The organism is Streptomyces sp. NPDC005931, from assembly GCF_042871235.1.
GTDB lineage: Bacteria > Actinomycetota > Actinomycetes > Streptomycetales > Streptomycetaceae > Streptomyces.
In genome coordinates, this window is the sequence record NZ_JBIAIG010000006.1 from 314,921 (window position 1) to 340,479 (window position 25,559).

21 protein-coding genes are annotated in these 25,559 nt (G+C 70.2%); 7 read left to right on the forward strand and 14 right to left on the reverse strand.

Annotation, left to right across the window (positions count from 1 at the left end; all coding sequences use genetic code 11):
• Positions 1-22: 22 nt before the first annotated feature.
• From ACFYOV_RS17435 to ACFYOV_RS17455, 5 genes are all read right to left on the reverse strand, one after another.
• Positions 23-790, reverse strand: a complete 768-nt coding sequence (locus tag ACFYOV_RS17435; protein ID WP_389088539.1) for an ABC transporter ATP-binding protein — start codon at positions 788-790, stop codon at positions 23-25.
• Between the two features lie 2 nt (positions 791-792).
• Complete coding sequence (locus ACFYOV_RS17440) at positions 793-1,695, reverse strand: ABC transporter ATP-binding protein (protein WP_389088542.1); 903 nt, start codon at positions 1,693-1,695, stop codon at positions 793-795.
• Complete coding sequence (locus tag ACFYOV_RS17445; protein ID WP_389088545.1) at positions 1,685-2,677, reverse strand: branched-chain amino acid ABC transporter permease; 993 nt, start codon at positions 2,675-2,677, stop codon at positions 1,685-1,687. The genes ACFYOV_RS17440 and ACFYOV_RS17445 overlap by 11 nt, the downstream gene beginning before the upstream one ends.
• Before the next feature lie 9 nt (positions 2,678-2,686).
• Positions 2,687-3,685, reverse strand: coding sequence for a branched-chain amino acid ABC transporter permease (locus ACFYOV_RS17450; RefSeq protein WP_389088548.1), 999 nt, complete (start codon positions 3,683-3,685; stop codon positions 2,687-2,689).
• Between the two features lie 117 nt (positions 3,686-3,802).
• A complete protein-coding gene (locus ACFYOV_RS17455) occupies positions 3,803-4,591 on the reverse strand; it encodes an LPXTG cell wall anchor domain-containing protein (protein WP_389088550.1) in 789 nt (262 codons plus the stop codon).
• A gap of 849 nt (positions 4,592-5,440) precedes the next feature.
• Between ACFYOV_RS17455 and ACFYOV_RS17460 the strand changes: the two genes are divergently transcribed.
• A complete protein-coding gene (locus tag ACFYOV_RS17460) occupies positions 5,441-7,726 on the forward strand; it encodes an MMPL family transporter (RefSeq protein ID WP_389088552.1) in 2,286 nt (761 codons plus the stop codon).
• A gap of 152 nt (positions 7,727-7,878) precedes the next feature.
• On the opposite strand, the gene ACFYOV_RS17465 is transcribed toward ACFYOV_RS17460, so the two are convergent.
• From ACFYOV_RS17465 to ACFYOV_RS17480, 4 genes are all read right to left on the reverse strand, one after another.
• Positions 7,879-8,262 (reverse strand): hypothetical protein, encoded by a 384-nt coding sequence (locus ACFYOV_RS17465; RefSeq protein ID WP_389088555.1) that lies wholly within the window; start codon positions 8,260-8,262, stop codon positions 7,879-7,881.
• 312 nt (positions 8,263-8,574) lie between these two features.
• Entirely contained in the window at positions 8,575-9,057 is a 483-nt protein-coding gene (locus ACFYOV_RS17470) for a hypothetical protein (protein WP_389088557.1), read from the reverse strand.
• Positions 9,058-9,408: 351 nt separating this feature from the next.
• A complete protein-coding gene (locus tag ACFYOV_RS17475) occupies positions 9,409-11,160 on the reverse strand; it encodes a lysyl oxidase family protein (RefSeq protein WP_389088559.1) in 1,752 nt (583 codons plus the stop codon).
• Positions 11,161-11,554: 394 nt separating this feature from the next.
• Positions 11,555-12,589 (reverse strand): helix-turn-helix domain-containing protein, encoded by a 1,035-nt coding sequence (locus tag ACFYOV_RS17480; protein WP_389088562.1) that lies wholly within the window; start codon positions 12,587-12,589, stop codon positions 11,555-11,557.
• A gap of 117 nt (positions 12,590-12,706) precedes the next feature.
• On the opposite strand from ACFYOV_RS17480, the gene ACFYOV_RS17485 reads away from it, so the two are divergent.
• From ACFYOV_RS17485 to ACFYOV_RS17495, 3 genes are all read left to right on the forward strand, one after another.
• Complete coding sequence (locus tag ACFYOV_RS17485) at positions 12,707-13,603, forward strand: alpha/beta hydrolase (protein WP_389088564.1); 897 nt, start codon at positions 12,707-12,709, stop codon at positions 13,601-13,603.
• 217 nt (positions 13,604-13,820) lie between these two features.
• The gene (locus ACFYOV_RS17490; RefSeq protein ID WP_389088760.1) at positions 13,821-14,945 is read left to right on the forward strand and encodes a serine hydrolase domain-containing protein; all 1,125 of its coding nucleotides are present in this window, start codon (positions 13,821-13,823) and stop codon (positions 14,943-14,945) included.
• A 107-nt stretch (positions 14,946-15,052) separates the two neighbouring features.
• Entirely contained in the window at positions 15,053-15,448 is a 396-nt protein-coding gene (locus tag ACFYOV_RS17495; RefSeq protein WP_389088566.1) for a cupin, read from the forward strand.
• 182 nt (positions 15,449-15,630) lie between these two features.
• On the opposite strand, the gene ACFYOV_RS17500 is transcribed toward ACFYOV_RS17495, so the two are convergent.
• Positions 15,631-16,770, reverse strand: a complete 1,140-nt coding sequence (locus ACFYOV_RS17500) for a glutathione-independent formaldehyde dehydrogenase (RefSeq protein ID WP_389088568.1) — start codon at positions 16,768-16,770, stop codon at positions 15,631-15,633.
• Positions 16,771-16,982: 212 nt separating this feature from the next.
• Here ACFYOV_RS17500 and ACFYOV_RS17505 point away from each other — a divergent pair, with 212 nt between their 5' ends.
• Positions 16,983-17,171, forward strand: a complete 189-nt coding sequence (locus tag ACFYOV_RS17505) for a hypothetical protein (protein WP_389088570.1) — start codon at positions 16,983-16,985, stop codon at positions 17,169-17,171.
• Positions 17,172-17,310: 139 nt separating this feature from the next.
• Here the strand turns inward: ACFYOV_RS17505 and ACFYOV_RS17510 are convergent, their stop codons facing one another.
• Complete coding sequence (locus ACFYOV_RS17510; RefSeq protein ID WP_389088573.1) at positions 17,311-18,864, reverse strand: M1 family metallopeptidase; 1,554 nt, start codon at positions 18,862-18,864, stop codon at positions 17,311-17,313.
• A 302-nt stretch (positions 18,865-19,166) separates the two neighbouring features.
• Here ACFYOV_RS17510 and ACFYOV_RS17515 point away from each other — a divergent pair, with 302 nt between their 5' ends.
• A complete protein-coding gene (locus ACFYOV_RS17515; protein WP_389088575.1) occupies positions 19,167-19,895 on the forward strand; it encodes a hypothetical protein in 729 nt (242 codons plus the stop codon).
• A gap of 205 nt (positions 19,896-20,100) precedes the next feature.
• Here ACFYOV_RS17515 and ACFYOV_RS17520 read toward each other — a convergent pair whose 3' ends face one another.
• Positions 20,101-20,946 (reverse strand): endonuclease/exonuclease/phosphatase family protein, encoded by an 846-nt coding sequence (locus tag ACFYOV_RS17520; RefSeq protein ID WP_389088578.1) that lies wholly within the window; start codon positions 20,944-20,946, stop codon positions 20,101-20,103.
• A 424-nt stretch (positions 20,947-21,370) separates the two neighbouring features.
• Between ACFYOV_RS17520 and ACFYOV_RS17525 the strand changes: the two genes are divergently transcribed.
• Positions 21,371-22,555 (forward strand): FAD-dependent oxidoreductase, encoded by a 1,185-nt coding sequence (locus tag ACFYOV_RS17525; protein WP_389088580.1) that lies wholly within the window; start codon positions 21,371-21,373, stop codon positions 22,553-22,555.
• A gap of 64 nt (positions 22,556-22,619) precedes the next feature.
• On the opposite strand, the gene ACFYOV_RS17530 is transcribed toward ACFYOV_RS17525, so the two are convergent.
• The gene (locus ACFYOV_RS17530) at positions 22,620-23,708 is read right to left on the reverse strand and encodes a TerC family protein (protein WP_389088582.1); all 1,089 of its coding nucleotides are present in this window, start codon (positions 23,706-23,708) and stop codon (positions 22,620-22,622) included.
• A gap of 193 nt (positions 23,709-23,901) precedes the next feature.
• A complete protein-coding gene (locus tag ACFYOV_RS17535; protein WP_389088585.1) occupies positions 23,902-25,332 on the reverse strand; it encodes a wax ester/triacylglycerol synthase family O-acyltransferase in 1,431 nt (476 codons plus the stop codon).
• Positions 25,333-25,559 lie beyond the last annotated feature (227 nt).

Below are 25,559 nucleotides of genomic sequence, written 5' to 3' on the forward strand. Positions count from 1 at the left end.
GCGGAGCGACCCGGAGGGCGAGTCAGCGGACGCGGGCGAGGGTGCCGAGGTACAGCTCGATCACCTTCTCGTCGTGCAGGAGGGCCGTGCCGGTGCCCGTGTAGGCGTTGCGGCCCTGGTCGAGGACATAGCCGCGGTCGCAGATCTGCAGGCACCTGCGCGCGTTCTGCTCGACCATGAGCACGGCGACGCCCGCGCCGTTGATCTCCTTCACCCGCTCGAACACATGGTCCTGGTGGAGAGGCGACAGACCGGCCGACGGCTCGTCCAGGAGCAGCAGCCGAGGCTCCATCATCAGCGCACGCGCCATCGCGAGCATCTGGCGTTCGCCGCCGGACATGGAGCCGGCCTTCTGCCGGCGGCGGGTGGCCAGTGCGGGAAAGAGGTCCTCCATCGCCGCGACCCGCCGAGCGTAGGCCCGGGGCCGCAGATAGATCCCCATGCGCAGGTTCTCCTCCACGGTCAGCTCGGGGAAGACGTTCTGCAACTGGGGCACGTACCCGACACCGTGGCGCACCAGCTCGTGCGCGGGCCGGTTGGTGACCTCCCGACCCCGGAGCCGTACTGTCCCACCGCGCACGCGCAGCAGCCCGAAGACCGCCTTGACGAAGGTCGACTTGCCCGCCCCGTTGGGTCCGACGACACCGACCAGCTCGCCGGGGCCCACCTGGATGCTGCACTCGCGGAGCACATCCGCTCCCGGTACATATCCGGCGACGATCCCGTCGGCTGCCAGCGCCGGTTCGGGGCCGGGCGTGGTGTCCGTCCGACGGTCGTCATGCTCGGCCATGGTCACTCCTCCTCGGGCCTCGTCACCGGTTCGTCGTGGCGCCTGCCGAGGTAGGCGTCCACGACGGCGGGGTTGCGGCCGATCGTGAACGGCGGGCCTTCGGCCACCAGGGCACCGTCGGCCATCACGGCCACCCAGTCGCTGATGCCCATGACCACGTCCATGTCGTGCTCGACGAAGCAGATGGTCAGTCCCTCGTCACGCAGCCGGGTGATGTGTCCGAGAAGGGCCTGGGTCAACGCCGGGTTCACGCCTGCCATCGGCTCGTCGAGAAGGAGCATGACCGGCCGGGACATCAGCGAGCGTGCCAGTTCCAGCAGTTTGCGCTGTCCACCGGAGAGCGAACCCGCGTAGTCCTCGCGGAGGGGCGCCAGCCTGAACCGCTCCAGCAGCTCGTCGGCCCTGCGCTCGGCCGCCCGCTCCTGCCCGTGCCACAACGGTCGCAGCAGGGCGGGCAGCAGTCGTTCGCCGCGTTGCCGAGGGGCCGCCAGCAGCATGTTCTCCATGACCGTCAGGCGGGGCAGCGTCCGGGGGAGCTGGAACGTTCGCACCAGACCGCTCCGCGCCACCCGGTACGCCGGACGGCCGGTAAGGGGTTCTCCGTCGAACGACCATTGGCCATGGGCGGCCCGGTCGAATCCACTGATGACGTTGAACAGCGTGGTCTTTCCCGCACCGTTGGGTCCGATCAGTGCCGTGATGATCCCTCTCTGCAGTTCGAGGTGTTCGACCCGCACGGCGACCAGGCCCCCGAAGGTGCGGGTCACCCGGTCCATGACGAGCAGCGGCTCGGGCTTGCGCACTCCGGGCTCGGCCGCGATCCCGGTCAGCCGACCGGCGGCGGAACGCGGGACGCCGGGTGCGGGACCCGGAGCTCCGTCCGGGCTAGCGGTTTCACCGGCCACTGAGCAGCATCTCCTTCCGGCTGCCGAGCAGGCCCTGCGGTCGGAAGACGATGAGCAGGATCAGGGCCACTCCCACCAGGGCGAAGCGCACAGCACCGACCTCTGCGGTACTGATCAGCTCGGGGGACACGTAACCGGCGCCGATGGCCTGACGCAGGCCGCTGTCGAGGAAGGTCAGCAGGAACCAGAACAGCACCGAGCCCACGACCGGGCCGAGGACGCGCCCGGCCCCACCCAGCACCAGCAGCGTGTACAGGAAGAAGGTGACGGCTGGATCGAAGCCGTCGGGATTCACCGACTGCACCTGGATCGCCTGCAGCATGCCCGCAACGCCCCCGATGAGGCCGCCCAGCACCAGACTCGTCATCTTGTACGCGTACACGTTCTTGCCCAATCCGGCAGCGGCCGTCTCGTCCTCACGGATCGACCGGACGACACGGCCCCAGGGGCTGTGGACCAGCAACGCGAGCAGAACCGCGGCCAGGGCCACCATCGACCAGCCGACGGTCATCACCCAGAGGTCACGGGCGCCGAACTTCACCAGCCCCACGCCGTAGCTGCCGCGCGGGAGGGGATTGAGGTCGTAGAAGCCGCCCGCGAATCTCTGCAACCCGTACACGCCACCGGTGACGGGCTCGGCCCAACTGGAGCGGTAGAACAGCCGAAGGGTCTCCCCGGCAGCGATCGTGGTGATCGCGAGGTAGTCGGCGCGCAACCGCAGGGTGGGAACGCCGAGCAGCAGGGCCAGCACGATCGCGCAGCCCAGTCCGGCCAGCACGCCGAGCCACATCGGCCGGCCCCACGTCGCCACGGTGATGGCGAGTCCGTAGCCACCCACCAGCATGAAGCCGACCTGGCCGAAGTTGAGCAGCCCGGTGTACCCGAAGTGCAGATTCAGGCCCATGGCGGCGAGGGCGTAGATCGCGGCGATGGGGCCGATGCCGGAGCGGAGCGCGTCGGAGAGGATGAGCGAGACGTCCATGCCGCCCCCTCACCCGACGCGCTCACGGCGGCCGAGAATGCCCTGGGGCCGGACGAGCAGAACGACGATGAGCACCAGCAGCGCCCAGGCGTACTGCAGGTCGACCGGAAACCATAGGGTCGACATCTGGGCGACGACGCCGATGGCGAGACTGCCGACCATGGCACCATAGGCCGAGCCGAGACCGCCCAGGACGATGCCGGCGAACATGAGCAACAGCAGTTTGAAGCCCATGTCCCAGGTGATGACCTCCACGAGTCCGAAGAAGACTCCGCCCAACGCGGCCAGCCCGCCGCCGGTCATCCAGACGATGCTCACCATCCGCCGCACGTCGATCCCCGATGCCTCGGCGAGGTCACGGTTGGCGGCCACGGCTCGAACGGCGGTGCCGATGCGAGTTCTCTGCAGCAAGGCGGCGAGGCCCAGCAGCACCAGAACGGAGAGCAGGGTGACCGTGAGGTCACGTGGCGTGATGCCGACCGGTCCGACGTCGATGGCGCTCTGGATGTCGTACTGGGCGAAGGAGGCGGGACGGTTGCCGTACAGCACGAGGATCAGGTGGCGCAGCAGCAGCGACAGGCCGATGGTGACGATGAACATGTTGATCAGCCCGGTGCCACGGGCGCGCAGGGGCCGCCAGATGCCGCGGTCGACGGCCCAGCCCACCAGAGCCCCGAACGCGACGGCTGCGACGGCTGCGGGGACGAGGTGCCAGCCGGGACCCGCGGGCGAGACGTTGAGGAAGAACGCGAAGGTGGCACCGATGGTGACGAACTCGCCGTGCGCGAAGTTGATCAGGTGGATGGTCCCGAAGATCAACGACAGCCCCACCGCGGTGATCGCGATGACGACACCGAACTGAACGCCGTCGATGAAAGCCTGGAGAGCGCGTGCGCCGAAGGTCGGGCCGTGGCGAGCCCCCTCGCCCTGCGCACGCGCGGGGACCGCGCACAGCACCACAGGGAGCAGGGCGAGTATCGGTACCAGGGTCGACCGACCACGCATCATGAGACCGGCATATGCGGACGATTCGCTTGCTGCTCAGTGTAAAGGAGTTGGGGCGCCGGACAGATGCCGGACGACCCGGGTGCCGGACGCGATGCGTGGGGCACCCAGGTCGCTTCCCTACCGACGGGTCGCGGCGCGGCTTCGCCGGTAGAGGATGACGCCGGCCGCCAGCAGGAGCGCGGCGACCCCCGAGACCAGGGCAGCCTGCTCCCCGGCTCCGGTGTCGGGAAGGGACGGCGGCTTCGTCGGGGGAGTGGCGGGTGGCTTGGTCGGCGGTGTGGTGGGTGGCTTGGTGGCCGGTGGTGTGGTCGGTGGCTTGGTGGCCGGAGGTGTGGTCGGCGGCTTCGTCACCGGTGGCTTGGTGGGAGGCTTCGTCACCGGTGGTTTCGTCGGACTGTCGCCGTAGCCGGGGGCGTCCGGTTCCTCACCGTAGCCGTCGTCGTGGCCGTAGCCGTGGTCCTCGCCGTAGCCGTGGCCGGGGTCGGCGGGTGGGGTGGGCTTCGGCTTGGCCGGTGGTGTGGTGGAGGGCTTGGGGGTCGGCGTGTCGCCGTAGCCGGGGGTTTCCGGCTCCTTGCCGTAGCCGTCGTCGGAGCCGTAGCCGGTTTCGGCCTCGTCCTGACCGTAGCCGTTGTCCTCGCCGTAGCCGTCGTGGTGGGCGGGTGACGTCTGCTCCCGCATGGCCGGTGGCGCGGCGTCAGGCAGGGTGGTGGGCGTGTCGCCGAAGCCCGCCGATGCCCCTGATGCCGCCGATGCCAAGGCCGCGGACGCAGCCGACACTGCGGATGCCACCGAGTCGATGCCGTGCCGGCTGTCGCCGCCGGAGATGTCGCGCTCGCGGTCGTCGCCGGGTGCGGACACCTCGGGAGCACCGTGTGCCGCCTGCGGGCCGGCACTGCTGGTGCTCACGGGAACCTCGGCTGGCGAGTCCGCCAATGCCGGGATGACATACAGGGGAATGACGCCCGTCGCGGCGGCGGCCACGACCAGTCCCCTGCTCAGTTTCTGTCGCAATCTCGTCGTCTTTCTTCTGGTAGGAATGGGAAAGCCTCGGATTCCGGAAAGGCCCAGGGCCGTGTCTCGGCCCGTCGCCGGTGCGCTGCAGGGCGACCGCTGCCGGGCCGGCACATGACGTGCGGAATCCGGAGGGCTGCGGACGGGGAGCAAGTCAATGCGTGCGCCTGCCGCGGAAGCCGGCTCTTATGGCTCCGTCTCGGCACAACCTCCTTTCTCCTGTGGTGCCGCGTCCGCTCGATCTCCTGACTGGTGCACTGAGAAGGACCTCGACAACTGTTACCGCGGGAGATGCAGCGGTGGATACGCTCTGAAATTTCTTCCAGCCGTCACTGTCCAACCAGCCAGATCCTCGCCTCCGATGAGGTGCGGAATGGACGCTCTACACGCCTCTGGGCGGCGTGGCCATATGACCGTATCAGTCATATTGTCTGCTGGATGTGATTGCCCTTGCGTTTTCTCACCCCTGGACGGATGCAATAGCCTCTCGGCGGGAAAATCCGTCAAACGGGTGACACTCGCATGGATGAGTGATTGCTTTTCATCCGGAGGGACAACGTTCGGAAATGGCCCGCCCGACCGGAGTGTGAGACCGCTCAGCGTCACCCGTTCCCCCGCCGGGGCGTGCCGGGAAGCAGGCGGTCTCCTTCAATGACGGCAGTGCGGTACCTCGGGCTCCCGGGAGCTCAAGAACGCGCAGTGACCGTGTCCGCGGCAACGCGGAGAGCCGTCGGGAGGGAAGGCATGCCAACGCCGCCGCGCACAGCCGAGCGGGCCAGCACCGTCAGCAAGGGCACACTGCGCCGTATCGGCGAATGGTGCGCCCGTCATGGTGTGACCGTCCTCGTCCTCTGGCTGGCCGCCCTGGTGGGCCTCCAGGTGCTCGACCGTGTCTACGGGGGCGAGTACTCGGACGACTTCACCCTGTCCGGCTCCCAGTCGCAGCGAGGCCTCGACGTCCTGAAGGCCCACGACCCGGCCGCAGGCGGATACGGCGCCCAGATCGTCCTCAACGACTCCTCGAAGCCGCTCACCGACGTCAGCGGCCCGATCGGCACCACGGTGGCGAATCTGAAGAAGCTGCCCCACGTGCTGAACGCGCAGAACCCCCTGCCCGCACCAGGCACCGCTCCGCCCACCGGGAGTCAGAACGTGGGCCCGCTCTCCACCGACGGCAGGACGGCCTACATCACCGTCAGGTTCGACGTCCAGCCCTCCACGCTGGGAGCGTCCTACCTGGACGGGGTCGACACGGCCGTCCAGCCGCTGCGGTCGGCCGGCGTGACGGTCGAGTACGGCGGTCCGCTCGGCGAGCTGGCCCGGCCCGAGCCCGACGACCGCACCAGCGAGGCGATCGGCTTCGCGGTGGCGATCCTGGTCCTTCTCGTGGGCTTCGGCAGTGTCATCGCCGCCGTGCTCCCCCTGGTGACCGCCCTCATCGCCGTGATCTGCGGCCTGGCGCTCCTGGGCCTCCTGGCCACCGCGTTCGTCTTCGCCACGGTCTCGCCGACGCTCGCCACGATGATCGGTCTCGGCGTCGGCATCGACTACTCGCTCTTCCTGATCACCCGGCACCGTCAGAATCTGATGAACGGCCGGGACCCCGTGACCGCGGCCGGCCTGGCGGCGGCCACGAGCGGGCGTGCCGTGCTGGTCTCCGGCTGCACAGTGGTCGTCGCCCTGTCGGGCCTGTGGGTCTCCGGGATCAGTTTCATCGGCAAGCTCGGCCTCGCCGCCGCGGTGACCGTGGCCACCGCCGTCCTCGGTGCCCTGACCCTGGTCCCGGCCATGCTCGGGCTGATCGGTCGACGGATCGACAGGCTCAGGGTTCGTAGGCCCCTCGCCGAGACCGACGCAGACCCCGGCGAGGAGGCCCACGGCACCTGGCATCGCTACGCGCAGCGGGTGGAGCGCCGCCCCTGGTGGTTCCTCGTGTCCGGAGTCGTCGTCCTCACCGTCCTCGCCATCCCCCTCTTCTCCATGCAACTGGGGCACATCGGCGACGGCGCCGACCCGAAGTCCTTCACGGACCGGAGGGCCTTCGACCTGATGTCCTCGGCGTTCGGACCCGGGTCCAACGGCCCCATGACTCTGGTCATCGACCAGAGCGACGTCCCGCAGGCCGACCGTGCCGCGCTCGCCACCGCCGCGCAGAAAGCCCTCACCGATGTGGAGGGCGCCGCGACGATCACCCCCCTTGCACCGACCTCGGACGGCGACGTCCTGATCGGCACCGCGTATTCGGCCGCCGCCCCTCAGGACGCGAGCACCACCCGCCTGGTGAACCGCCTCGAGGACGAGGTGCTGCCCAGCGCGGTGTCCGGCACCGACGCCCGTACGTACGTGACCGGCACGACCGCGGCCCAGGTCGACTTCCTGGACATCGTCTCCAGCAGGCTGCCCCTGATCATCGCGGTGGTCGTGGGCCTCGCCTTCCTCATCATCCTCATCGTTTTCCGCGGCGTGCTGGTCGCCGCCAAGGCAGCCGTACTCAATGTGCTGTCGATCGCCGCCTCGTACGGCGTGGTGGTGGCCGTCTTCCAGTGGGGGTGGGGCGGGCCCGCGCTCGGTGTCTCCGGCGAGGTGCCGATCGAGAGCTACGTGCCGATGATGATGTTCGCCATCGTCTTCGGGCTCAGCATGGACTACGAGATCTTCCTGCTCACCCGGGTTCACGAGGCATGGCAGCGCACCGGGGACCCGAAGGCGAGTGTCGCTCACGCGCTGGAGATCACCGCGCGGGTCATCACCTGCGCGGCACTCATCATGGTCAGCGTCTTCGCGGCCTTCGTCATCAGCGACAACATCGTCGTCAAGATGCTCGGCCTGGGACTCGCAGCCAGCGTGCTCATCGATGCCACCATCGTGCGGCTGTTGCTCGTGCCCGCGGCCATGACACTGCTCGGCAGATCTGCCTGGTGGACGCCGCGTTGGCTGGACCGGCTCCTGCCGCACGTGGACACCGAGGGCGAAGAGGAGAGCGAGACGGCGCCGGCCGTCCTGACGGCCCAGCAGAAGTCGCTCCGCTGATGGGCCTGGCCGGTTTCCGGGGCGTACGGGATCGTCATGGACGGCGCGTCGTTTCCGGCCCAGTACCGAACCGGGTTGGTACTGGGCCCTGACGGGCCGGCGGTTTCCGGAGTACTCCCGGAAACCGCCCGCCCGACGGGGGTGTCCGCCCGCTACGCGACCCGAATCTTCAGGGTGCCGTCGACCAGCGCGTCGACAGTGGCGGAGGCGCCGGGCGCGACGGTGACGCTGGTGCCGCCGCCTCCCGAGAGGACGAGCGTGGCGTTGGTGTTGTTGGTCACCGTGGTGACGGTCGATACCTGAACACCGGTGTCGAGGGTGGCGCCGCCGGTGAGCTGGACGCCGGGAACGGTGATCGTGACGCCGGTCGTCAGGCCGATGCTCACGGAGCCCGTCACAGCCGTGGTGGACTGACGGTGCGTGATCGTGGCGGCATGGGCAGGTGCTGCCGTTGCCGCCATGGGAGCGAACAGGCCGGCTGCGACCGCGAGGGCGGCAGCGGCGATCCTGGCAGTGAGGCGATGACTCGGACGCATGGAGACCTCCATGGCAGAAGAGTGACCAATTGCTCCAGACCGCGGCCGCGCCTGGCTGTACCAGGGATTCACACAACACTGTCGGCAAGCCCCATGCAATGTGACTAATCCTCGATCGGGGGAGCGTATGAGGAGTGAAGGGCGCTGAAGCGGGGCGCGTCACGGCGGTCGGGCGACCACGGTGGACGCGGAGGCGAACCGGGGACACGGCACCGGCCCTTCGTCGGCAAGGGCTGCCCGTCGCGGGTACCGACGACGCCCTGCCGTCGGTAGTCCGCGTGACAGGCACCTTGCCGGTCGCCCGAAAACCGCCTATTTGATCAGAGCGTTGGCGGCGATGATCACCAAGCCGATCAGCATGTCGAGGCCGCCCGAGCGCAGCGAGGACGGCCACCCGTGTCCGGCGGTGCGGGCTGCCCACACTCCCCAACCGAACAGAGCCGCGGTGTTGAACACCAGGGCCGCGTCCACGGCAACGGCCTCGGACCACCAGCCCGCCACCGCGGCGAGCAGCATCACCACGGTGGGCAGCACGGCAGCGACAACGGGCCACTCGGCGAGCACCAGCCCGAGCCGGCCAGGGGTGGCCGAACGGTCCTCGGACGCCCGCCGGGCGATGACGTGCGCGTACCCATGAGCCGCGCCCGAGGCCAGGGCCGTGAGCAGTACCCACAGCGCGTCCGAACCGGGATCGGCCTCCTCGCCCGTCCCCTCCAGCGCGGCCACCAGGGCGCTGGCCAGCACCAACCCGTAAATGCCCCTGAACAGCGATTCTTCTGCGGGTCCGTGCCACATCGGCCACGGTGTGACGCTCTTGGGACGGACGGGATCGACATCGTGCTCCGGCATCACATGGCCTCGGTGCGGGGGGAGGGGTGTTGTCCGAGCATGCTGACCCACATGACCCCGTGGAGCCAGGAGCCGCGCGCTGTCGCCGGGCTCCGCCATCCCTCTGCACGACCGAGCCGGACGGATTGCGGGAGGACGGCGCGCCAGTGGGTGACGTCGATGCGAGGTGCGTCGTGCGGCGCGCGTCGTCCGCCGGGTCCACTGCGACGCCGCACGTGGTGTGCGGACCGGCCCTGAACAATACGAGGTCGACACCGCACCCGGGCGGGGCGCGGTGTCGACCCGAGGACAGTCGTGTCAGTTCGCGTTCACCAGGTCGTGCGCCGGCACGGTCACCGTTCGCTTGCCGGGCTTGCCGCCGAGCACGATCTTGCGCAGTGCGCTGTTGTTGCCGAGGTTCGTCTCCTTCAGCCGCTTCTCCGGGTTGGCCAGTACCTGGATGTAGTACGTGCCGTTGGGCACATCGGTGATGTCGAAGGACTGACCCGGCAGGTCCTGGGTGTAGGTGTCACCGGAGCCGACGTCCAGCACCTCGCGGACGGAGATCGAGTTCTCCTCTCCGCAGGCGGTCGCCAGGTCGGTGTTGTTCGGGTGCCAGTTGGCGTTCTTCACCGTGTAGTCGACCGCGTCCGTGTTGGCCAGGCAGAAGGCCTCCTTGCCACTGCGCACGGCCTCCTTCTTGTCCGCCTTCAGCAACCGGTAGCTGGCGAAGTCGGTGAAGTGCCAGTGCACATGGCCCGGGCGCGGGTCCCACTCCATGGTGCCGGTCGGGGTGTAACCGACCTGCTTGCCCTTGGCGTCGTAGAAATACTGGAAGGCGTCCATCTTGGGCTTGCCGGGCGAGCGGAAGCCGTCGACCACGAGCTGGGCCGGACCGGCGTTCCAGACATTGGCACTGAACGCCAGGTAGTCCTTGCCGGGCACGTCCTTGTCGCCGTCGCTGACTGTGATGCCGTAGGCGGGCAGCGAACGCAGGTCCGGCTTGGGGACGTCCGGGACCGAGGCCTTGCCGGTGGGCCGCTTCGACAGCGGCTCGAGGGCGGGCGCCTTGCGCGAACCGTCGGTCTGGCCCTTGGTGTCACCGGCGTTCAGCGAGTGCGCGGCAACTCGCTTCTTGAGCGCCCAAGGCAAGGCGGGGGGTGCGGCCCTCAGCGGCCCGTGTCCCACGTTGTAGGAGGGGCCCGCTCCGCTCGTCGCAGGGGCGCCGGCTTCTGCGGGCGTAGGGGCGTGGCCCGGTCCGTGACCCGCGTGCGCGGCCGGCGCGTGGTGGCCGGCACCGTGCCCGGCATGCTGACCGGCCTTGGCGAAGCGGGCCGCCGAGGGGGCACCCTCCTCTTCCTCGTAGCTGCGCTCCACCACGGTCACCTTGACCGTGGCCGGCTTGTCGGCGATGCCGAAGAGGTCACGGTACTTCTTGGCCACGCTCACCCTGGCGGTGTACGCACCGGCCGCCAGCTTCACCGCCTTGCTGTAGGAGCCCCCGTAAGTGTTGGCGGCCCAACCCCTCTCCACACCCCACACCGAGCCGAGAGTGAACGGGTTGGTGGGGCAGCTCTCCGGATACTTCGACGTGGCGGGTGCGTCGGGTCGCACCCGTCCGCTCGCGTTGTTGGGACAGAAGTCCTCGCTCCGGCTGAGGACCTTCTTGCCCGCCTTGTCCGTCAGGGTGATCTCGGCGAAGCCGGGAAGCCCGGAGAAGTCCTTGACGGTGCCTTTGGGTAGTGCCTTGCTCCTCGCCTTGCCGCCCTCGTACACGGTCTGGGAGACGGTCACCGGATCCCGGTAGGACTTCCTGGTCACCTTCAGCTCCAACGGCGCCTCCTCCGCGCGGAGATAGGTGCCCAGGTCCAGGTAGACTCCCGGCTCTTCCTTCCACGAGGTGAGCGTCACCGAGGTGGTCGCGGCGATGAGGCTGAGCCTCGGCTTGGCCGGAGACTGTTCGGTCCCCGACTTGGCGGCCACGAGACCGGCCGTCACGGCCATCACAGCGAGGGCGGTGACGCCCGTGAACAGTGGACGCCGCAGTCGGGTGGTGCGAGTTCTGGTCATCGGTTCCTCGTCTTTCCGGATGCTGTGGAAGGAAGCAGACGGCGGGGGGCGGGGCTGCGCCGCGTGTCACTCGCCGGGCCGGCGCGGCGAGTGCCGGCTGCTGTGCTGTGCCCGCGCAGGAAGAGGAACGGATGGACGGCTCGGTTGTGCGGTGGGTCGGAAGAGCGGGATGTTGGCCGGATTCCGCCCATGGCGATCCGGACCTGCCGCCTCAACTGACCCGTCACCCGAGGGAACTGTTGTGCCAGTACCTGGGCACCGGGCGTCGTCCGACACAGGGCGGAGCCCGGCCTCCGATGCTGCTCAGGGTGAGGACAGCCCCTCCGAGCACCCGGGGGCTGACCACACAGACCGGCGGCTCGCGTCCTCGTCCAGGTGGCGAGGTGGATCTTGCTCAGTCGTCGAGCAGCCGCCATGCGGTAAGGGCGAGCCTGACTCGTGTCAGCCCGGCGGGTTCGGCGAGTTCGACGTCCAGGGTCTTCGCGATCTGTTCGAGTCGGCGGGCGACGCTGCTGTGGTGCAGATGGAGGAGGTCGGCGGCCCGGCGCAGGGAGCCGGTGGCGCAGTAGGTGTCCAGAGTCTCCAAGTCTTCCGCGTTGCGGGCGATGCGGGCGATGGCGGCCACGTCGGCGTTGCGGCGTGCGGTGTCCTGAGGTACCTCGGCGAGGAGTGCCAGCGCACCCAGGTCGGCGTAGCGGATGACGGGTTCGCGCGGGGTGTTGAAGCGGAGGGCGGTGCGGGCTTGCTGCCAGGACCGGTCGGGGCTTTCGGCGGCGCCGATGCCCGCGCGCACGCCTGCCGGGAACCGGGCCCGCTCCACGGTGGTGGCCAGGATGACGCCTACGTCGGCGAGCGGTGCCGCCTTCACGGGGCGGGCGGGGCAGACCAGGCTGCCGATCTGGTCGAGCGGGAGCTGCGAGCGTACGGCGACGACGTGGATCGGCAGGTCGGCCGCGAACCCGAGGAGTCGTAGTGCCCGTGCTCTGGCTGCCTCGTCGCTGTCGGAGCTGATGGCCAGTTCGACGAGGGCGGGGTCGGCCATGGTGGTGCGGGCAGGGCCGTACCGCTCGACGGCTGCCGCCGCAGCGATGGCGAGCCGGTCGAGGAGGACCTCGTCGAGCGGCCCCGGCGGGCCGGGGCGTTCCAACCACACCGTGCCGATCTCCTCGTCGTCGAGGGTGATCGGCGCCGTGGTGGACGCGGGTGACTGCGGGATGGGCGCTTCCGTGCCGTGGGGCGAGATCCGGGTCGCCCGCCCCGTGCCGTGGAGTCGTATCCCGGCGACACACTCGGCCAGGCCCGCCGAGGCCCGGGCGAGTGCCGGGAGGTCCACCCGTCGGCGCATCAGTGTGTCGTAGAACGCGATGATGCGGATCGCGCCGTCGATGTACGGATCCAGTCCCGACAGCCGTATGGCCAGTGCCTCCATGGCAGAAGGGTAGAAGGAGGGGCGTCAGGACGGGGGCGCCGATCGGTGCGTGATCGGGGCGGGATGCGCGACGGGTGGCGGATGACCCCTCGGGGGACGGCCATGAGGATGGTCGTCATGGATCCCGAACTCGAAGCGTTCATCCCGTTCCTCCCGCACATCGACATGAACGACCCGGTTGCCGCGCGCAAGGACTTCGCGGAACGTGCCGCTGCGGCACCGGCACCGGAGACCTCGGCCATGGAGGTCGAGGACCGCACGGTGCCCGCCGATCCGGACGTGGCGGTGCGGGTCTACCGCCCGCTGCGGGCACGAGGCGCCATCGTCTGGCTGCATGGCGGCGGCGGGGTCTTCGGTGACCTGGACACCGAGCATCCGTGGGCTGCCCGGATCGCGGACCTCTCCGGGGCGGTGGTGGTCTCGGTGGGCTACCGCCTGGCACCCGAGCACCCGTTCCCGGCCGCCCTGGACGACGCCTACTCCGTACTCACCTGGACGGCCGCACACGCGGACGAACTCGGCATCGATCCGGAGCGGATCGCGGTCGGAGGGCACAGTGCCGGCGCCGGGATCGCGGCCGCCGTGACGCTGCGGGCGCGTGACGAGCAGGGGCCGGCCATCTGCTTCCAGTTGCTCAACCAGCCGGGCCTTGACGACCGACAGGACACCTGGTCGGCGCGGAACTTCACCGAAACGCCCTGGTTCGACCGAGACAAGATCACCGCGGCGTGGCGGCACTGTCTGGGCTCGCGGGCCGCCACACCGTACGCCGCCCCCGCGCGGGCCGCCGACCTGTCCGGCCTGCCCCCGGCCCACATCGCCACCGCGGAGTTCTGCCCGAACCGCGACGAGGGCATCGAGTACGCACTGCGCCTGATGCAGGCGGGCGTTTCGGTCGAGCTGCACCAGTGGCCCGGCACGTTCCACGGATCGCAGGCGATCCTCTCCGCCGACGTCTCGCAGCGCCAGAACGCCGAGATCGGCGCCGTCCTGCGCCGCGCTCTCGCCGGATGAGCCACGGATCCCGCGGATACCGGAACGCGCGGGGAGAGTCCCTGTCGCACTCGTCGATCGTGAAAGGAGGGACGCCGTGAAGATCCGACTGGTGGTGTGCGCTGGCGTGGCCGCGCTGAGTGTGGGTGCGGGCACGGTGGCAGCGGCTCCCGTGTCCGAGGCCGGAATCGGGCCGACCGGCAGCACGAGCCCGTCCGCCGGCTTCGGCCGCGAGGAGCTGAACTCCGCACTCGACGCGGTGCACCGCGCCGGGGTACCGGGGGCGTACGCCGAGGTGCGGGACACCGACGGGACATGGCGGGGCGCATCCGGCGTCGCCGATGTCAGGACCGGACGTCCTGTCAGCCCGCAGATGCGCCACCGCGTCGGCAGCATCACCAAGACCTTCACCGCCGCCGCGGTCATGCAGCAGGCCGAGCGGGGCCGGATCCGGCTCGATGCGCCGATCGGCGACTACCTTCCCGAGCTGGTGCCGGGAGAGCGCGGCAGGAAGATCACGGTCCGGATGCTGCTCAACAACACCAGTGGCCTCCCCGACTACATCCCCTACGCGTTCCCTTCCCTGCGGCGCAACTCGCCCGCGAGTCTGGACGACAACAGGTTCAGGCAGTTCACCCCGGCCGAGCTGATCGAAATGGGGGTCACGGCGCCTCCCGCGAGCGAGCCGGGAGCACCCATAGGGGTGTACTCCAACACCAACTGGCTGCTCCTCGGCCGGCTTCTGGAGCGGGTGACCGGCACCACGGCCGAGAAGTACATCACCCGCAGCGTCATCGAACGCGCCGGCCTCCGGCACACCGAGTTCCCGACCGGCCCACGGATCAACGGGCCGCACTCACGCATGTACGAGGCCCTGCACGGCTTGATCGACCCGCCGCGCGACTACAGCGTGTACAACATGTCCTGGACGTGGACGGGTGCCGCTCTGGTGTCGACCATGGAGGATCTCAACCGCTTCTACGCCAAGCTGCTCGACGGCAAGATCGTCAGCAGGTCATCGCTGGCTCAGATGCAGCGCACGGTTCCCGTCATCGCCCTGGACGGATCGATGATCGAGTACGGCCTCGGTCTGCACAAGGTCGTCATCCCGGGTTGCGGCACCTTCTGGGGCCACGACGGCACGGTCTGGGGGGCCGGAACGATGTCCCTGACCCGGGCCGACGGAAAGCGTCAGATGTCCGTCGCGGTCAATCTCCAGAGATGGAACGAGCGGGACTCCTCGGGGCAGCCGCAGCGCCACCCCATCGACGACGCGCTGGAGACGCTGTACCAGCAGGCGATGTGCGGCAACTCAAACGCCCGGGCCGAGAACGCCTCGCAAGCCACGGCGCTCGCCCCGTGACCGGAGTGCTGCACGCTCACCGACCCAGGCCACGGGCCGCCGACTCACCGGCCACCCTCATGCCACAACTCACCGACGCAGAACCACCACACGAAGGACGTCCTGGTATGACTGCCACCCGGATCGAACTGTTCGGATCCCTGGTCCACCTTCACCCAGGCGGCCAGGTGCACACCGAGCGGCCCACAGCGGACACCGAGCTCGAGCGGGACGGCTGGCTGCTGATGGTCGCCCACGCGGAGACCGACGCCGACGTCCACGGCGACCACTGGGAAATCCACACCGAGGCGGACGAGTTCGTCTCCTGCCTTACGGGCGGCATACGTGTCATCCTCCGCCCGGAACGGCCGGGGGACGAGGAGGAGGAGATCGAACTGGGTGCTGGGACCGCGACCATCGTGCCGCGCGGGCGATGGCACCGCCTGGCACTGGACGCCCCCAGCGACATGATGGCCGTCACCCTGCCCCGCGGCACCCACGAGGAGAAGTGGACCGAAGCCTAGGCCGAAGCCCGCTGCCGACGTGGTTCCGGTGGTCGCCGCTGCCGGGGAGCCGTGCGGTCGCGGACATGAACGAGCCCGGGCGGCGGCCCGGGCGTCTCGCTCTCACCGTGCGAGTGTCCCGGGCCAGGGCCCGGGACACCGTGTGCCGGCGACGGTCCGGCGTTCGGGCACCGCAGGCGGACCTACGCGTGCGGGTGGAGGACGACCTTGGTGTAGCCCTCGATTCGCTTGTCGAACTTCTCGTACGCCGACGGCGCCTGGTCGAGAGGCAGTTCGTGGGAGACGACGAAGCTGGGCCGGGCTCGGCCTTCGATGATCAGGTCGCGCAGCTGACGGTTGTAGCGCTTGACGTTGCACTGACCGGTGCCCATGCGCAGGCCCTTCTCGAAGAGGCGGCCGACGGCGACCATCAGCATGCCGTGCTTGGCCTGCTCATCCGGTCCGCCCGGGTCGCGCGGAACGTACAGTCCCGGCACGCCCAGGGCGCCCGTCGGCCGCACCGTCTCGACCAGGGAGTTCAGCACCGTCGCCGGCTCCTCACGGTCCTCGCCACCCGCCTGGGCCTGGTAGCCGACGGCATCGATGCCCTTGTCCGTGCCCTCGCCCGAGGTGTGTTCCCGGATCTGTTCGACAGGGTTGCCCTGGGTGAAATCGATCGGGACGGCACCGATCTCCTCCGCCTTCTGCAGCCGCTCGGTCACCCGGTCGACCACGAAGACCTTGCTCGCCCCCCGCAGCATCGCCGAGTAGGCGGCCATCAGCCCGACCGGACCGCCGCCGTAGACGGCGACACTCTCACCGGGGCGCACGTCGGCCAGTTCGTTGCCGTGGTAGCCGGTGGGGAAGATGTCGGCGAGCAGCACGAAGTCGGTCTCGTTCTCGGTGCCCTCGGGGAGCTTCAGACAGTTGAAGTCGGCGTACGGGACCCGCACGTACTCCGCCTGGCCGCCCACGTAAGGACCCATCGCCACATAGCCGTAGGCGCCGCCCGCGAAGCCCGGGTTCACGGTGAGACAGAAGCCGGTGAAGCCCGCCGTGCAGTTCTTGCAGAAACCGCACGCGACGTTGAACGGCATGACGACGCGGTCTCCCCGACTGAGCGTCGTCACACCGTCACCGACGTCCTCGACGGTCCCCAGGTTCTCGTGGCCGAACACGATCCCCGGCTCGGCGGCGGTGCGGCCCTCGTACATGTGCAGGTCGGAGCCGCAGATGGCGGTTGACGTGACGCGTACCGTCACGTCGTTCGGGTGCTGGATCCGGGGATCCTCCACTTGCTCGACCGCTACCTCGAACGGTCCCTTGTACACGACGGCCCTCATAATCGAGCACCTCCACTAGACGTGCCTGCCCGATCACAGATGGAAACCAGTTCCCGGGAAACGTCTGCCCCGCCGCGTGAACACCCCTCGGTCCGCGCAGGTGGACTGGCCTTCTGTGCGGTTCCTCATAGTCCAGCCTCGTCCATGATGAGAGGATTTGCATCCAGGGACCGCAAAGCCCTGTTCCCCTCCGGTCCAGAAAGGATCAAACCGTGTCACGACGTCTCGGCGTACTGCTCGTTCCGGTGTCCGGGCTGTCCGGCACCAGCTACCCGGTGGGAACACAGGTGACCATCCGGGGCACCGGGGGATCCGTCGACGGCTTCGTCGACGGGGACTGGCTGCCCCTGGCCTGGTGGGAGTTCGCCGACACCCGGCAGGACGACGCGCCCCGCACCTGACGCGACGCCCCTCGCGCATGGCCTGTCGGACACGACGGAGCGTCCGTGCCGCTGAAGCAGGCAGTGACCGTGGTCCACGAGCGGCGCGGCCCGCGGCGGGAGCCGGGCGGAGCGCCTCCGCCCGGCTCGACCGCCGCCCTTACAGGGTGGCCGAATTGTCGTGGTGACGGCTCTCGCCACGGCTGTGCGGCGCCGCCAGGGACGGCGTCACCGGCGTCACCGTCCAGTCCGGGTGGCCGGGCATCCGCGGGGTCTTCGTGCCGTACAGCCAGTCCCGCAGGAAACCGCTCACATCCTGCCCCGAGACCTCCGAGGCGACCGCGATGTAGTCCTGCGTCGAGGCGGTGGAGTCACGGTACCGCTCGAGGAAGGTGCGCTCGACGGCACCGAAGGCCTCCGCACCGATCTGCTGCCGCAACGCGTACAGGACCAGCACACCGCCGAGGTAACGCTGGCTGTCGAACAGGTTGACCGCGTTCGGTGCCGCGACCGGCCCGGAGTCACGGCGCCACTGGTCGCCGCGCGCATAGGTGTCCTTCATGCGGGCCTCCAGCGACGTCAGGCCCAAGGAGTCGGCCCAGCCACGCTCATAGCGGTACAGCAACCCGTAGAAGTCCGCGTGGCCCTCGTTGAGCCACAGGTCGGCCCAGGTGGCGGGGCTGACGCTGTTGCCGAAGTAGGAGTGCACCAGCTCGTGCATCATGTGCGAGCCGATCTTCTTCTCCTCCTGGAGGAGGTAGTTCGGCTTGTAGATCGTAAGTGTCTGGGTCTCCAGCCCCGTGAAGTCGAAGGCGTTGGGGTCGTCGGAGTTGCAGGGCAGCAGACCGTAGGTCTCGAACGGGTACGCGCCGAGCCGCTGCTCGATCCACTCCACCAGGCCGGGCGTGAGTGACAGCGCGGGTTCCAGGGCGTCGGCCCGGGCGGTGGGAACGACATCCCGCAGCGGCAGCCCGTGCGGGCCCGGCCGGTCCTTGACCACGTAGTCGCCGACCGTTATCTGTACGACCTCGGTGGCGATCGGCGAACGGGAGCGGTAGGTGTAGGCGGTGCGGTCGCCGGCCAGCTGCTCGGTCCGCACCAGCCGGCCGCTGGCGACGCCGCGCAGGCCGTTCGGCACGGTGATGCGGAAGGTGAAGCCGGCCTTGTCGGACGGGTGGTCGTTGCAGGGGAAGACGGTGTGCGCCGAGCGGGGCTGGCAGCACACCGCGAAGCCGTCGGGGGTCGCCACCCAGCCGGTGTGCGGCAGGGCACGGCGTGGGTCGGCCGTGTACTTCACGCACACGGTGACCGGGGAGTCCGCCGGGAGGGGACGGGCGGGCGTGATCCGCAGCTTCTCTCCGATCTGCTCGAAGCCGGCCCCGCGGCCGGCGACGCGGACGGACCGTATGTCCAGTCCCAGGGCGTCGAGTGAGAAGCGGGTCAGCGGCTGGTCGGTGCGAATCCTCAGGGTCGCCGTGGCATCGACGAGCTTCGTCGCGGCGTCGTAGGCGAGGTCGAGGTGGTAGGCGGAGACGCGGTAGCCGCCGTTGCCGAGGTCGGGGTAGACGGGGTCGCCGAGGGTCTCGGAGCCGGGTGTGCCATCCGTCCTCCCCACCCCCGCGGGCGCCGCCTGGGCCGGGACCCCGGTGGTCAGGGCCGCGGCCGTGCCGATCAGGGCGGCCGCCGGGGCCGTCACTCTGGTGCGATATCTCATGGTCCGCTTTCGCTCTGGCAGCCGGGTGGTCGGATCCGGCCGTCACGGATACGAGTGATCTCCTCTGCAGGACGGCAGGATCGGGACGTCGGTTGCCTGGCGGGTCGCCAGGACGGTGGCGGAGGCCGCGGCGGGCCGCTGCCGCGCGCCCGATGACGCCGAGCGCGTCACGCACGCAAAGGCGGCCCGCCGGGTCCGCGGGCACCACCACGGGCGGCCGTCCGGAGGAAGGCGCCCTCGTCCGCGCCGCGGCGGTCGTGAGCCTCGAGGCCGTGCGCGGGGGAGCGGTGCAGACTTGCGGCATGGCCGAGAACGAAGCGCAGTCCAACCCTCCCGCGTCTCTGCTGCAGGTGATCGACAATCTCTCGCGGTTCCATCGCGAGCATGAGGAGTACTACGCGCAGGCGCCGCTGCGGCAGGCCGGTGAGGTGCAGGCGAGGTCGCGGGTGCTGAAGGCGCTGGCCGACCGGTGGAGTGAGGTCGCGGTGGGGCAGCAGCCGTCGGCGGCGGCCGGGTTCGCGGGTACGGAGGACCTCAACGCCCCCGGACTCGTCGCCGAGTCGGGAGTCCTCTTCATGGAGGGGGAGGGGGAGCCGGCTGAACTTCAGCGCTTGAGGCGTGAGGTCCGGCAGGTGGCGGATGACGGCGAGCAGACGGCTGCCTGGCTGGCTGGGGCGATGGAACAGGCGTGGGAGACGGCGGGGAGCCTGGCGGCCTATCCCGTGCTTGCCGACCTGCTGGGGGAGCGGCACCGGATCATCGCCAACGACTGGCAGTCGGCCGCGCTCCAGTCCCTGATCGCGCGACTGCTGCGGCGTGCCCTCGACCTGCTGGCCCAGGTCGACTTCGCGCCGGCTGCGCTGCGGGCCGACCTGGCGGGCGAGCGGAAGGCTCCCGCATACCTGTATGCGGCTTCCGAACTGCTCGACCGGGCGGCGGACCTGATGGCGGAGTCGGCGATGCTCGTGCATGACAACGAGCGACGTTGGCGTACCTTCCGGGCCCGGGTTCGCGCCCTGCAGTCCGCGTAGGCCGGCAGGTCCGCGACATCACGGCGTCGGGTCGGGCCGGATTCCCTCTCTGCCGTGGACCCGGGCGACGCGTGCGGAGCCCGCCCCGTGCCCGCCCGGGCGTACCGCAGGGCACCTGTACGGCGGACGAGGCGGATCGCGACGTCCCCCGCCCCTCGGGACACGACGTCGACGGTGAGGACTCGCGTCAGGTCCGGCCCAGTCGTCAGGACCGCAGATCCAGGTCCAGGTCGGTGTGGAGCAGGTGGTGGTCCGAGTGCGGAGTGGGATGCACCTTGTGCCGGAGGGGGAGCATGCCCCGCAGGAAGACGTAGTCGAACTTGGTCTGCCAGTCGGTGGTCGGCCGGCACGTCGCGGTGCGCGTGGGACGGCACTGGGCATCCGTGTCCGTGGCGAGTGCCCAGATCCGGGTGAGTTCCGGGGCCTCGGGAACGGCGTTGAAGTCCCCCAGCACGAGCGCGCGGTCGTGGCGGGCGATGTCCGCGGCGAGCAGATCGGCCTGGTCCGCTCGGACCGCTTCCTGACGTCGTTGGGCGAGATGTGTGTTGAAGACCCGGAGGGGCCGGCCGTCCACCAGGGTGGTGACCGCCATGTATCCGCGGTCCTCGGACCCCCCGTCGGGGTATTCGACGACGACGCGATCACTCATCGGTGCCGCCGAGAGGATCGCCTGACCGTAGGCCCCGGGGCTCCAGGGCGCTCCTCCGCAGCGGCCCATGTTCCGCAGGACCGGCCCGTGCGCGACGTGGTAGGTCAGCCCGTAGAGGTTCTCCAGGTACTCCCGGATCCTGTCGACGTCACGCGTGCATGCCTCTTGCAGGCCGACGACCTGGGGCGCGAGCTCGGCGATCTCCGCCGCGCGATCGACGTTGCTCGTGTCGCAGGGGTTGCAGAGGTTCCACGTCAGGACCCGGTTCGTCACGATGTCCCCGACGGCCTCGGCGGACTGTGACGTGCCGAGGGCACCGCTCGGCGCGCTGGGGCCCATCAGCACCACGCAGGCAAGCGTCATGGCACCCGCGAGCCACCGAGTGCCCCCTCCGAGCACCATGGCCTCCTCTGCGTGCGTGCACGGGCGTCCGACGTCCTGGTGCACGAGGTTATGGGACGCGGGTGTCAGCCATACGTAAAGTGCCGGATCCGGCGGCGCCACGGTACGGACGGCCCGCCCGGCCGCACGCCCAGCGGAGCTGTACGCGCCCCGGGCAGGACGGCCGCCCGCGAACCCTGCCGCCCGCCACTGAACCGCCCTCCCCGCACACGCGGTTCGCGTGTCCTGACCCCGCACGTGTGTCAGATGGGCTCCGGTCGACCGGTGCGCGCCACGGTCGACCCTGTGCCCCGTACCCCTGGTTCCCCTCGGCGATACCCGTGCCCCGTCGACGGAACCGACGCCCGGCCCGCAGCCTCTACAGTTGCGCGACGAAGGGTTCTGCCGGCTGCGCCGAGGGCGTTCGCACCGAACGGGGAAGTCCATGCCAAGACGTCACGCGGTGGTCGTGGGGGCGGGCATCGGCGGCCTCACGGCCGCCAACGCGCTGCATCGCAGAGGCTGGAGCGTCACCGTCTGCGAACGCGCCCCGCAGCTTCCCGCCACCGGTGCCGGCATCGGTCTGGCTCCCAACGCCCTGCTCGCGCTGAAAACCATCGGCGTCGACGACGCCGCCCACGCCGTCGGCAGCGCCGTACCCGAGACGATGGGCGTGCGCCGATCCGACGGGCGATGGCTCACCCGGATCAGCACCGCGAACATGGCGGCCCGCCACGGCATGCCCCCGATCGCCGTTCCGCGACCGGCTCTGACCGCCGCCCTCGCCGGCGCCCTGCCGCCGGAGGGCTTCCGTTACGGCACCACCGTGACCGGCGTCGACGACGCCGCGGGCCGCCCCACCGTCCGCACGAACGCGGGCCCGGATCTCACCGCCGACCTGGTCGTCGCGGCCGACGGCATCCACAGCCCACTGCGCCGTGCACATTTCCCCGGTCATCCCGGTCTGCACTACATCGGCGAGACCGCGTGGCGGACCATCGTGGACGCCCCGGACCTTCCCCCAGTGGACATGAGCGAGACCTGGGGGCGGGGCGAGCGGTTCGGGGTGACGCCGCTGTCCGACGGCCGGTTCTACCTCTACGCCACCGCAGTCGTCCCGGCCGGCACCCGGTGGGCCGACTCCCGCGACGAACTGTGGCGCCGCTTCGGCTCGTGGCACGCCCCGATCCCGGAGTTGCTGGAGCGCGTCAGCCGTCTCGACCCCGCCGACGTCCTCCAGAACGACCTCTACGACCTGGCCGGGCCGCTCCCCAGCCTGCACCACGGCCGGATCGCCTGGCTCGGCGACTCCGCCCACGCCATGGCCCCCAACCTCGGACAGGGCGGCTGCCAGGCCATCGAGGACGCCGCGGTCCTCACCCGCCTCCTCCCTGCCGGAGACAGTGCGGTCGGCACGGACCAGGTCCCCGTGGCTCTCGCCGCGTACACCGCCGCGCGCCGTGACCGCACCGACGCGGTACGCGTCCGCGCCCGTCGGGTCGGCCGCCTGGGCGTCCTGCGCAACCCGCTCCTGGCCGCCGCCCGCGACCTGGCGGTCCGAGCCACCCCCGCCGGCCTGGCCCTGCGCGGCCTGGACGACCTCTTCGACGGCTTTCGTCTCCCGGCGTAACGGCCGTGCCTCCGCCCGTGCTCAGCGGGACTTTTTCGTCACGTCCTGGAACGCGCTCGCCGTCTCAGGAGTCGGGTGGCTCGTCAGTGGTGGGCGGATCGGCGGGTGGATCCCGGTCGGTTGTGTAGGACGCATCCTGGGCGGGAGCAGCGGGGGGAGCAGTGCCGGCGTCGGTCCGCGGCCGGTCGTCGGCGGGGTCGGAAGGGTCGGGGGGGCCGGAGGGCAGGGGGCGAGCCATGCTCAAGCCGATGGAGACGGCGAGAACGGTGACGATCACGAGGAGGCTGAGCGGTGAGGGAATTTCCGGCACGGAGGTACTGATCGTTTCGTGGGACGCCTGGAGGATGAGCTTGACCCCGATGAAGGCGAGGATGAGCGCCAGACCCTTGCTGAGGTGGTGGAAACGGTCCAGCAGCCCGGCAAGCATGAAGTACAGAGCGCGCAGACCGAGGATGGCGAAGGCGTTGCTGGTGTACACGATGAACGCGTCACTGCTGACGGCCAGGACGGCGGGCACGCTGTCGACGGCGAAGACGAGGTCGGCGGCTTCGATCGCGGCAACGACGGCGAGCAGCGGCGTGGCGGCTCGCTTGCCGGCCTCCTTGACGAAGAACCGGGCCCCCACGTAGGAGTCGCGCACGGGGATGATCCTCCGAAGCAGCTTCACGGCGATGCTCTTGCCCGGGTCGAAGCTCTCGTCCTCCCCCTTGAAGATCTTGTAGGTGCTGTAGAAGAGGATCCCGGCGAAGACGAACAGGACGGCGGTGAAGCGGCTGACCACGGCCACACCGGCGGCGAGGAAGATGCCGCGGAAAACCAACGCTCCCAGAACACCCAGAAACAGCACACGGTGTTGGAAGGCGCGCGGCACGTGGAAGTAGCCGAAGATCAAGGCGAAGACGAAGAGGTTGTCGACGGACAGGCTCTTCTCCAGGAGCCACGCGGTCGTGTACTCGACTCCGGCGGTCGTGCCGACCACCACGAAGACCACGCACCCGAAGACGACCGCCAAGCCGACCCACACGCCGCTCCAGACAGCGGCCTCGCGGAAGCCGATGACGTGTTCCTGCCGGTGCGCGAGGAGATCGACCGCCAGCGAGACCAGCACGGTGACGGCGAACGCCCCCCACATCCACAGCGGCACGTCATGCACGGTCTCGACCTCTCCACCGCGACCGACCGGGAGTCTTCTTAAGAGTCTGGGGCATTCGGCGGCGGCTGTCCCGGTGCCGGTGTGCGGACGGCGAGGGGACGGTCCCGGACGACAAGGGGGACGGACCCGGCAGAGGGCCTCGATGCCCTGTGCCCCGGGGGGCGGCAGCGTCGACCGCGGTGGACCAGTCGGTTCAGGGTGCGAAGCACTCCCACGCGTACGACATCCCGGCGGCGAAGACGTCGAGGTCAGGGACGAGCCGGGCGTCGCCGACCAGCGCGACTTCGAGTCGTCCGGCGTAGGAGATCACGCCGACGCTGATCGGCACGTTCCCCTGTACCACGCCCAGTTGGAACAGTTCACGGATCCGGGCTCCGGCGATGCTCATCGGTGTCTGCGGGCCGGGCAGGTTGCTGGTGAACAGATTGACCAGGCGCTGGCGCGGCATGGCCCGCACCATCCACCGCTGGGCGAAGCGTGCCATGGGCAGGTACGGGGGAAGCCGCTTGCGTGAGGCGGTGGCGGTCGCGATCCTCGCCAGCACGCGGACCGGGTCGGCCTCGTCCAGCGGCAGCGGCACCAGCATGACGCCCACCCGGTTCCCTCCGGCCCGCTCGTCCAGCGTGGTGCGCACCGAAACCGCCACCGAGACCTTGACGGTCAGCCCCGGCCGCAGTTCACCCCGGGCCTGGAGCAGACCGCGGGCACCGGCGGCCACCGCCGTGAGCACGACGTCGTTGACCGTCGCCCGGTGCCTGTGGGCCGCCGCTCTGAGGTCACCGAGATCCGCTCGCAGCAGGAGAACGCGGCGGTGCCGGCCGACGGGACGGTTCACCGACAACGCGGGAGCGCGGCCCTCCGCCCGGAGCCGGCGCCCCTGCGACAGCAGTGCCCGCAGCCGGACCGTCGACCGGGTGGGATGCGTCAGTGCCCGCGCCGCATGGGCCACCGCCGCCCCGTGCCGGCGGAGGTTCTCCGCGAACAGTTCCCGCGGACCGGGACGCGGCCGGGGAGACCACGGACGGCTCTCCGGGTCGGGCTGGTGCGGCTTCGGGCGGTTCGGGGCCCGGGTGCGCGCGGCTGCGGTCGTGGGTGGGTCCGGCGCGGGCGCCGCCGGATCGAGGAGGGCACCGATCAGGGCCAGTGCGGCCAGGCCGTCGGCGACCGCGTGGTGCAGACGCAGGAGCAGCCCGACGTTGCCGTCGGCGAGTCCGGGCAGCAGCCAGATCTGCCACAGGGGACGCGAGCGGTCCAGGGGCGGTTCGTTCAACTGGGCGCACACCCGCAACAGGGACGCCTCGTCACCGGGCGCGGGCACCGTACGGGTCCGGACGTGCGCCCGGATGTCGAATCGGGGGTCGTCCACCCACAGGGGTGGTCCGAGGCCGAAGCAGGGCCGGTACAGCACCTGGCGCAGCCGGGGGGCCAGAGGGAGGCGCGCCTCGAGACAGTCACGCACCTTGCCCTGTCGCAGCGCGCCGTGTTCGTCCAGGAGGCGGGTCCCCTCCAGCAGGGCGAGAGCGGCGACGTGCATGGGCGCACCACGTGTCTCGACGCGTAGATTGCTCAGATCGAGGGGGCTCAACCGCTCGATCCGGTCGCTGCCGACGGCTCGGTCGCGCATGTCCACTCACATCATCGGCGGCCGCGCGGTGCGGCCTTCGGCGGCACAGCGGCGGATCGCCGCACGGTCGGGGTTCGGCCGCCATGGCCGAACGGTCACCCGCGGCCGAACGGTCACCCGCCCCCGCTTCCAGTGTGGGCTCCACAGCGGTCGGATGCCTGCGTGGGGCGGCCGCACCGGACGGATGTGCGTCCGCGCGACCCGGCGGCGTGTATCGAGCAGACTGG

Coding starts and splice junctions, on each gene's coding strand:
- ACFYOV_RS17465 (WP_389088555.1), bottom strand. CDS start 8,262: ATGCGTCCGAGTCATCGCCTCACTGCCAGGATCGCCGCTGCCGCCCTC.
- ACFYOV_RS17500 (WP_389088568.1), bottom strand. CDS start 16,770: ATGAGGGCCGTCGTGTACAAGGGACCGTTCGAGGTAGCGGTCGAGCAA.
- ACFYOV_RS17450 (WP_389088548.1), bottom strand. CDS start 3,685: ATGATGCGTGGTCGGTCGACCCTGGTACCGATACTCGCCCTGCTCCCT.
- ACFYOV_RS17470 (WP_389088557.1), bottom strand. CDS start 9,057: ATGTGGCACGGACCCGCAGAAGAATCGCTGTTCAGGGGCATTTACGGG.
- ACFYOV_RS17460 (WP_389088552.1), top strand. CDS start 5,441: ATGCCAACGCCGCCGCGCACAGCCGAGCGGGCCAGCACCGTCAGCAAG.
- ACFYOV_RS17485 (WP_389088564.1), top strand. CDS start 12,707: ATGGATCCCGAACTCGAAGCGTTCATCCCGTTCCTCCCGCACATCGAC.
- ACFYOV_RS17475 (WP_389088559.1), bottom strand. CDS start 11,160: ATGACCAGAACTCGCACCACCCGACTGCGGCGTCCACTGTTCACGGGC.
- ACFYOV_RS17495 (WP_389088566.1), top strand. CDS start 15,053: ATGACTGCCACCCGGATCGAACTGTTCGGATCCCTGGTCCACCTTCAC.
- ACFYOV_RS17535 (WP_389088585.1), bottom strand. CDS start 25,332: ATGCGCGACCGAGCCGTCGGCAGCGACCGGATCGAGCGGTTGAGCCCC.
- ACFYOV_RS17480 (WP_389088562.1), bottom strand. CDS start 12,589: ATGGAGGCACTGGCCATACGGCTGTCGGGACTGGATCCGTACATCGAC.
- ACFYOV_RS17510 (WP_389088573.1), bottom strand. CDS start 18,864: ATGAGATATCGCACCAGAGTGACGGCCCCGGCGGCCGCCCTGATCGGC.
- ACFYOV_RS17525 (WP_389088580.1), top strand. CDS start 21,371: ATGCCAAGACGTCACGCGGTGGTCGTGGGGGCGGGCATCGGCGGCCTC.
- ACFYOV_RS17520 (WP_389088578.1), bottom strand. CDS start 20,946: ATGGTGCTCGGAGGGGGCACTCGGTGGCTCGCGGGTGCCATGACGCTT.
- ACFYOV_RS17515 (WP_389088575.1), top strand. CDS start 19,167: ATGGCCGAGAACGAAGCGCAGTCCAACCCTCCCGCGTCTCTGCTGCAG.
- ACFYOV_RS17435 (WP_389088539.1), bottom strand. CDS start 790: ATGGCCGAGCATGACGACCGTCGGACGGACACCACGCCCGGCCCCGAA.
- ACFYOV_RS17445 (WP_389088545.1), bottom strand. CDS start 2,677: ATGGACGTCTCGCTCATCCTCTCCGACGCGCTCCGCTCCGGCATCGGC.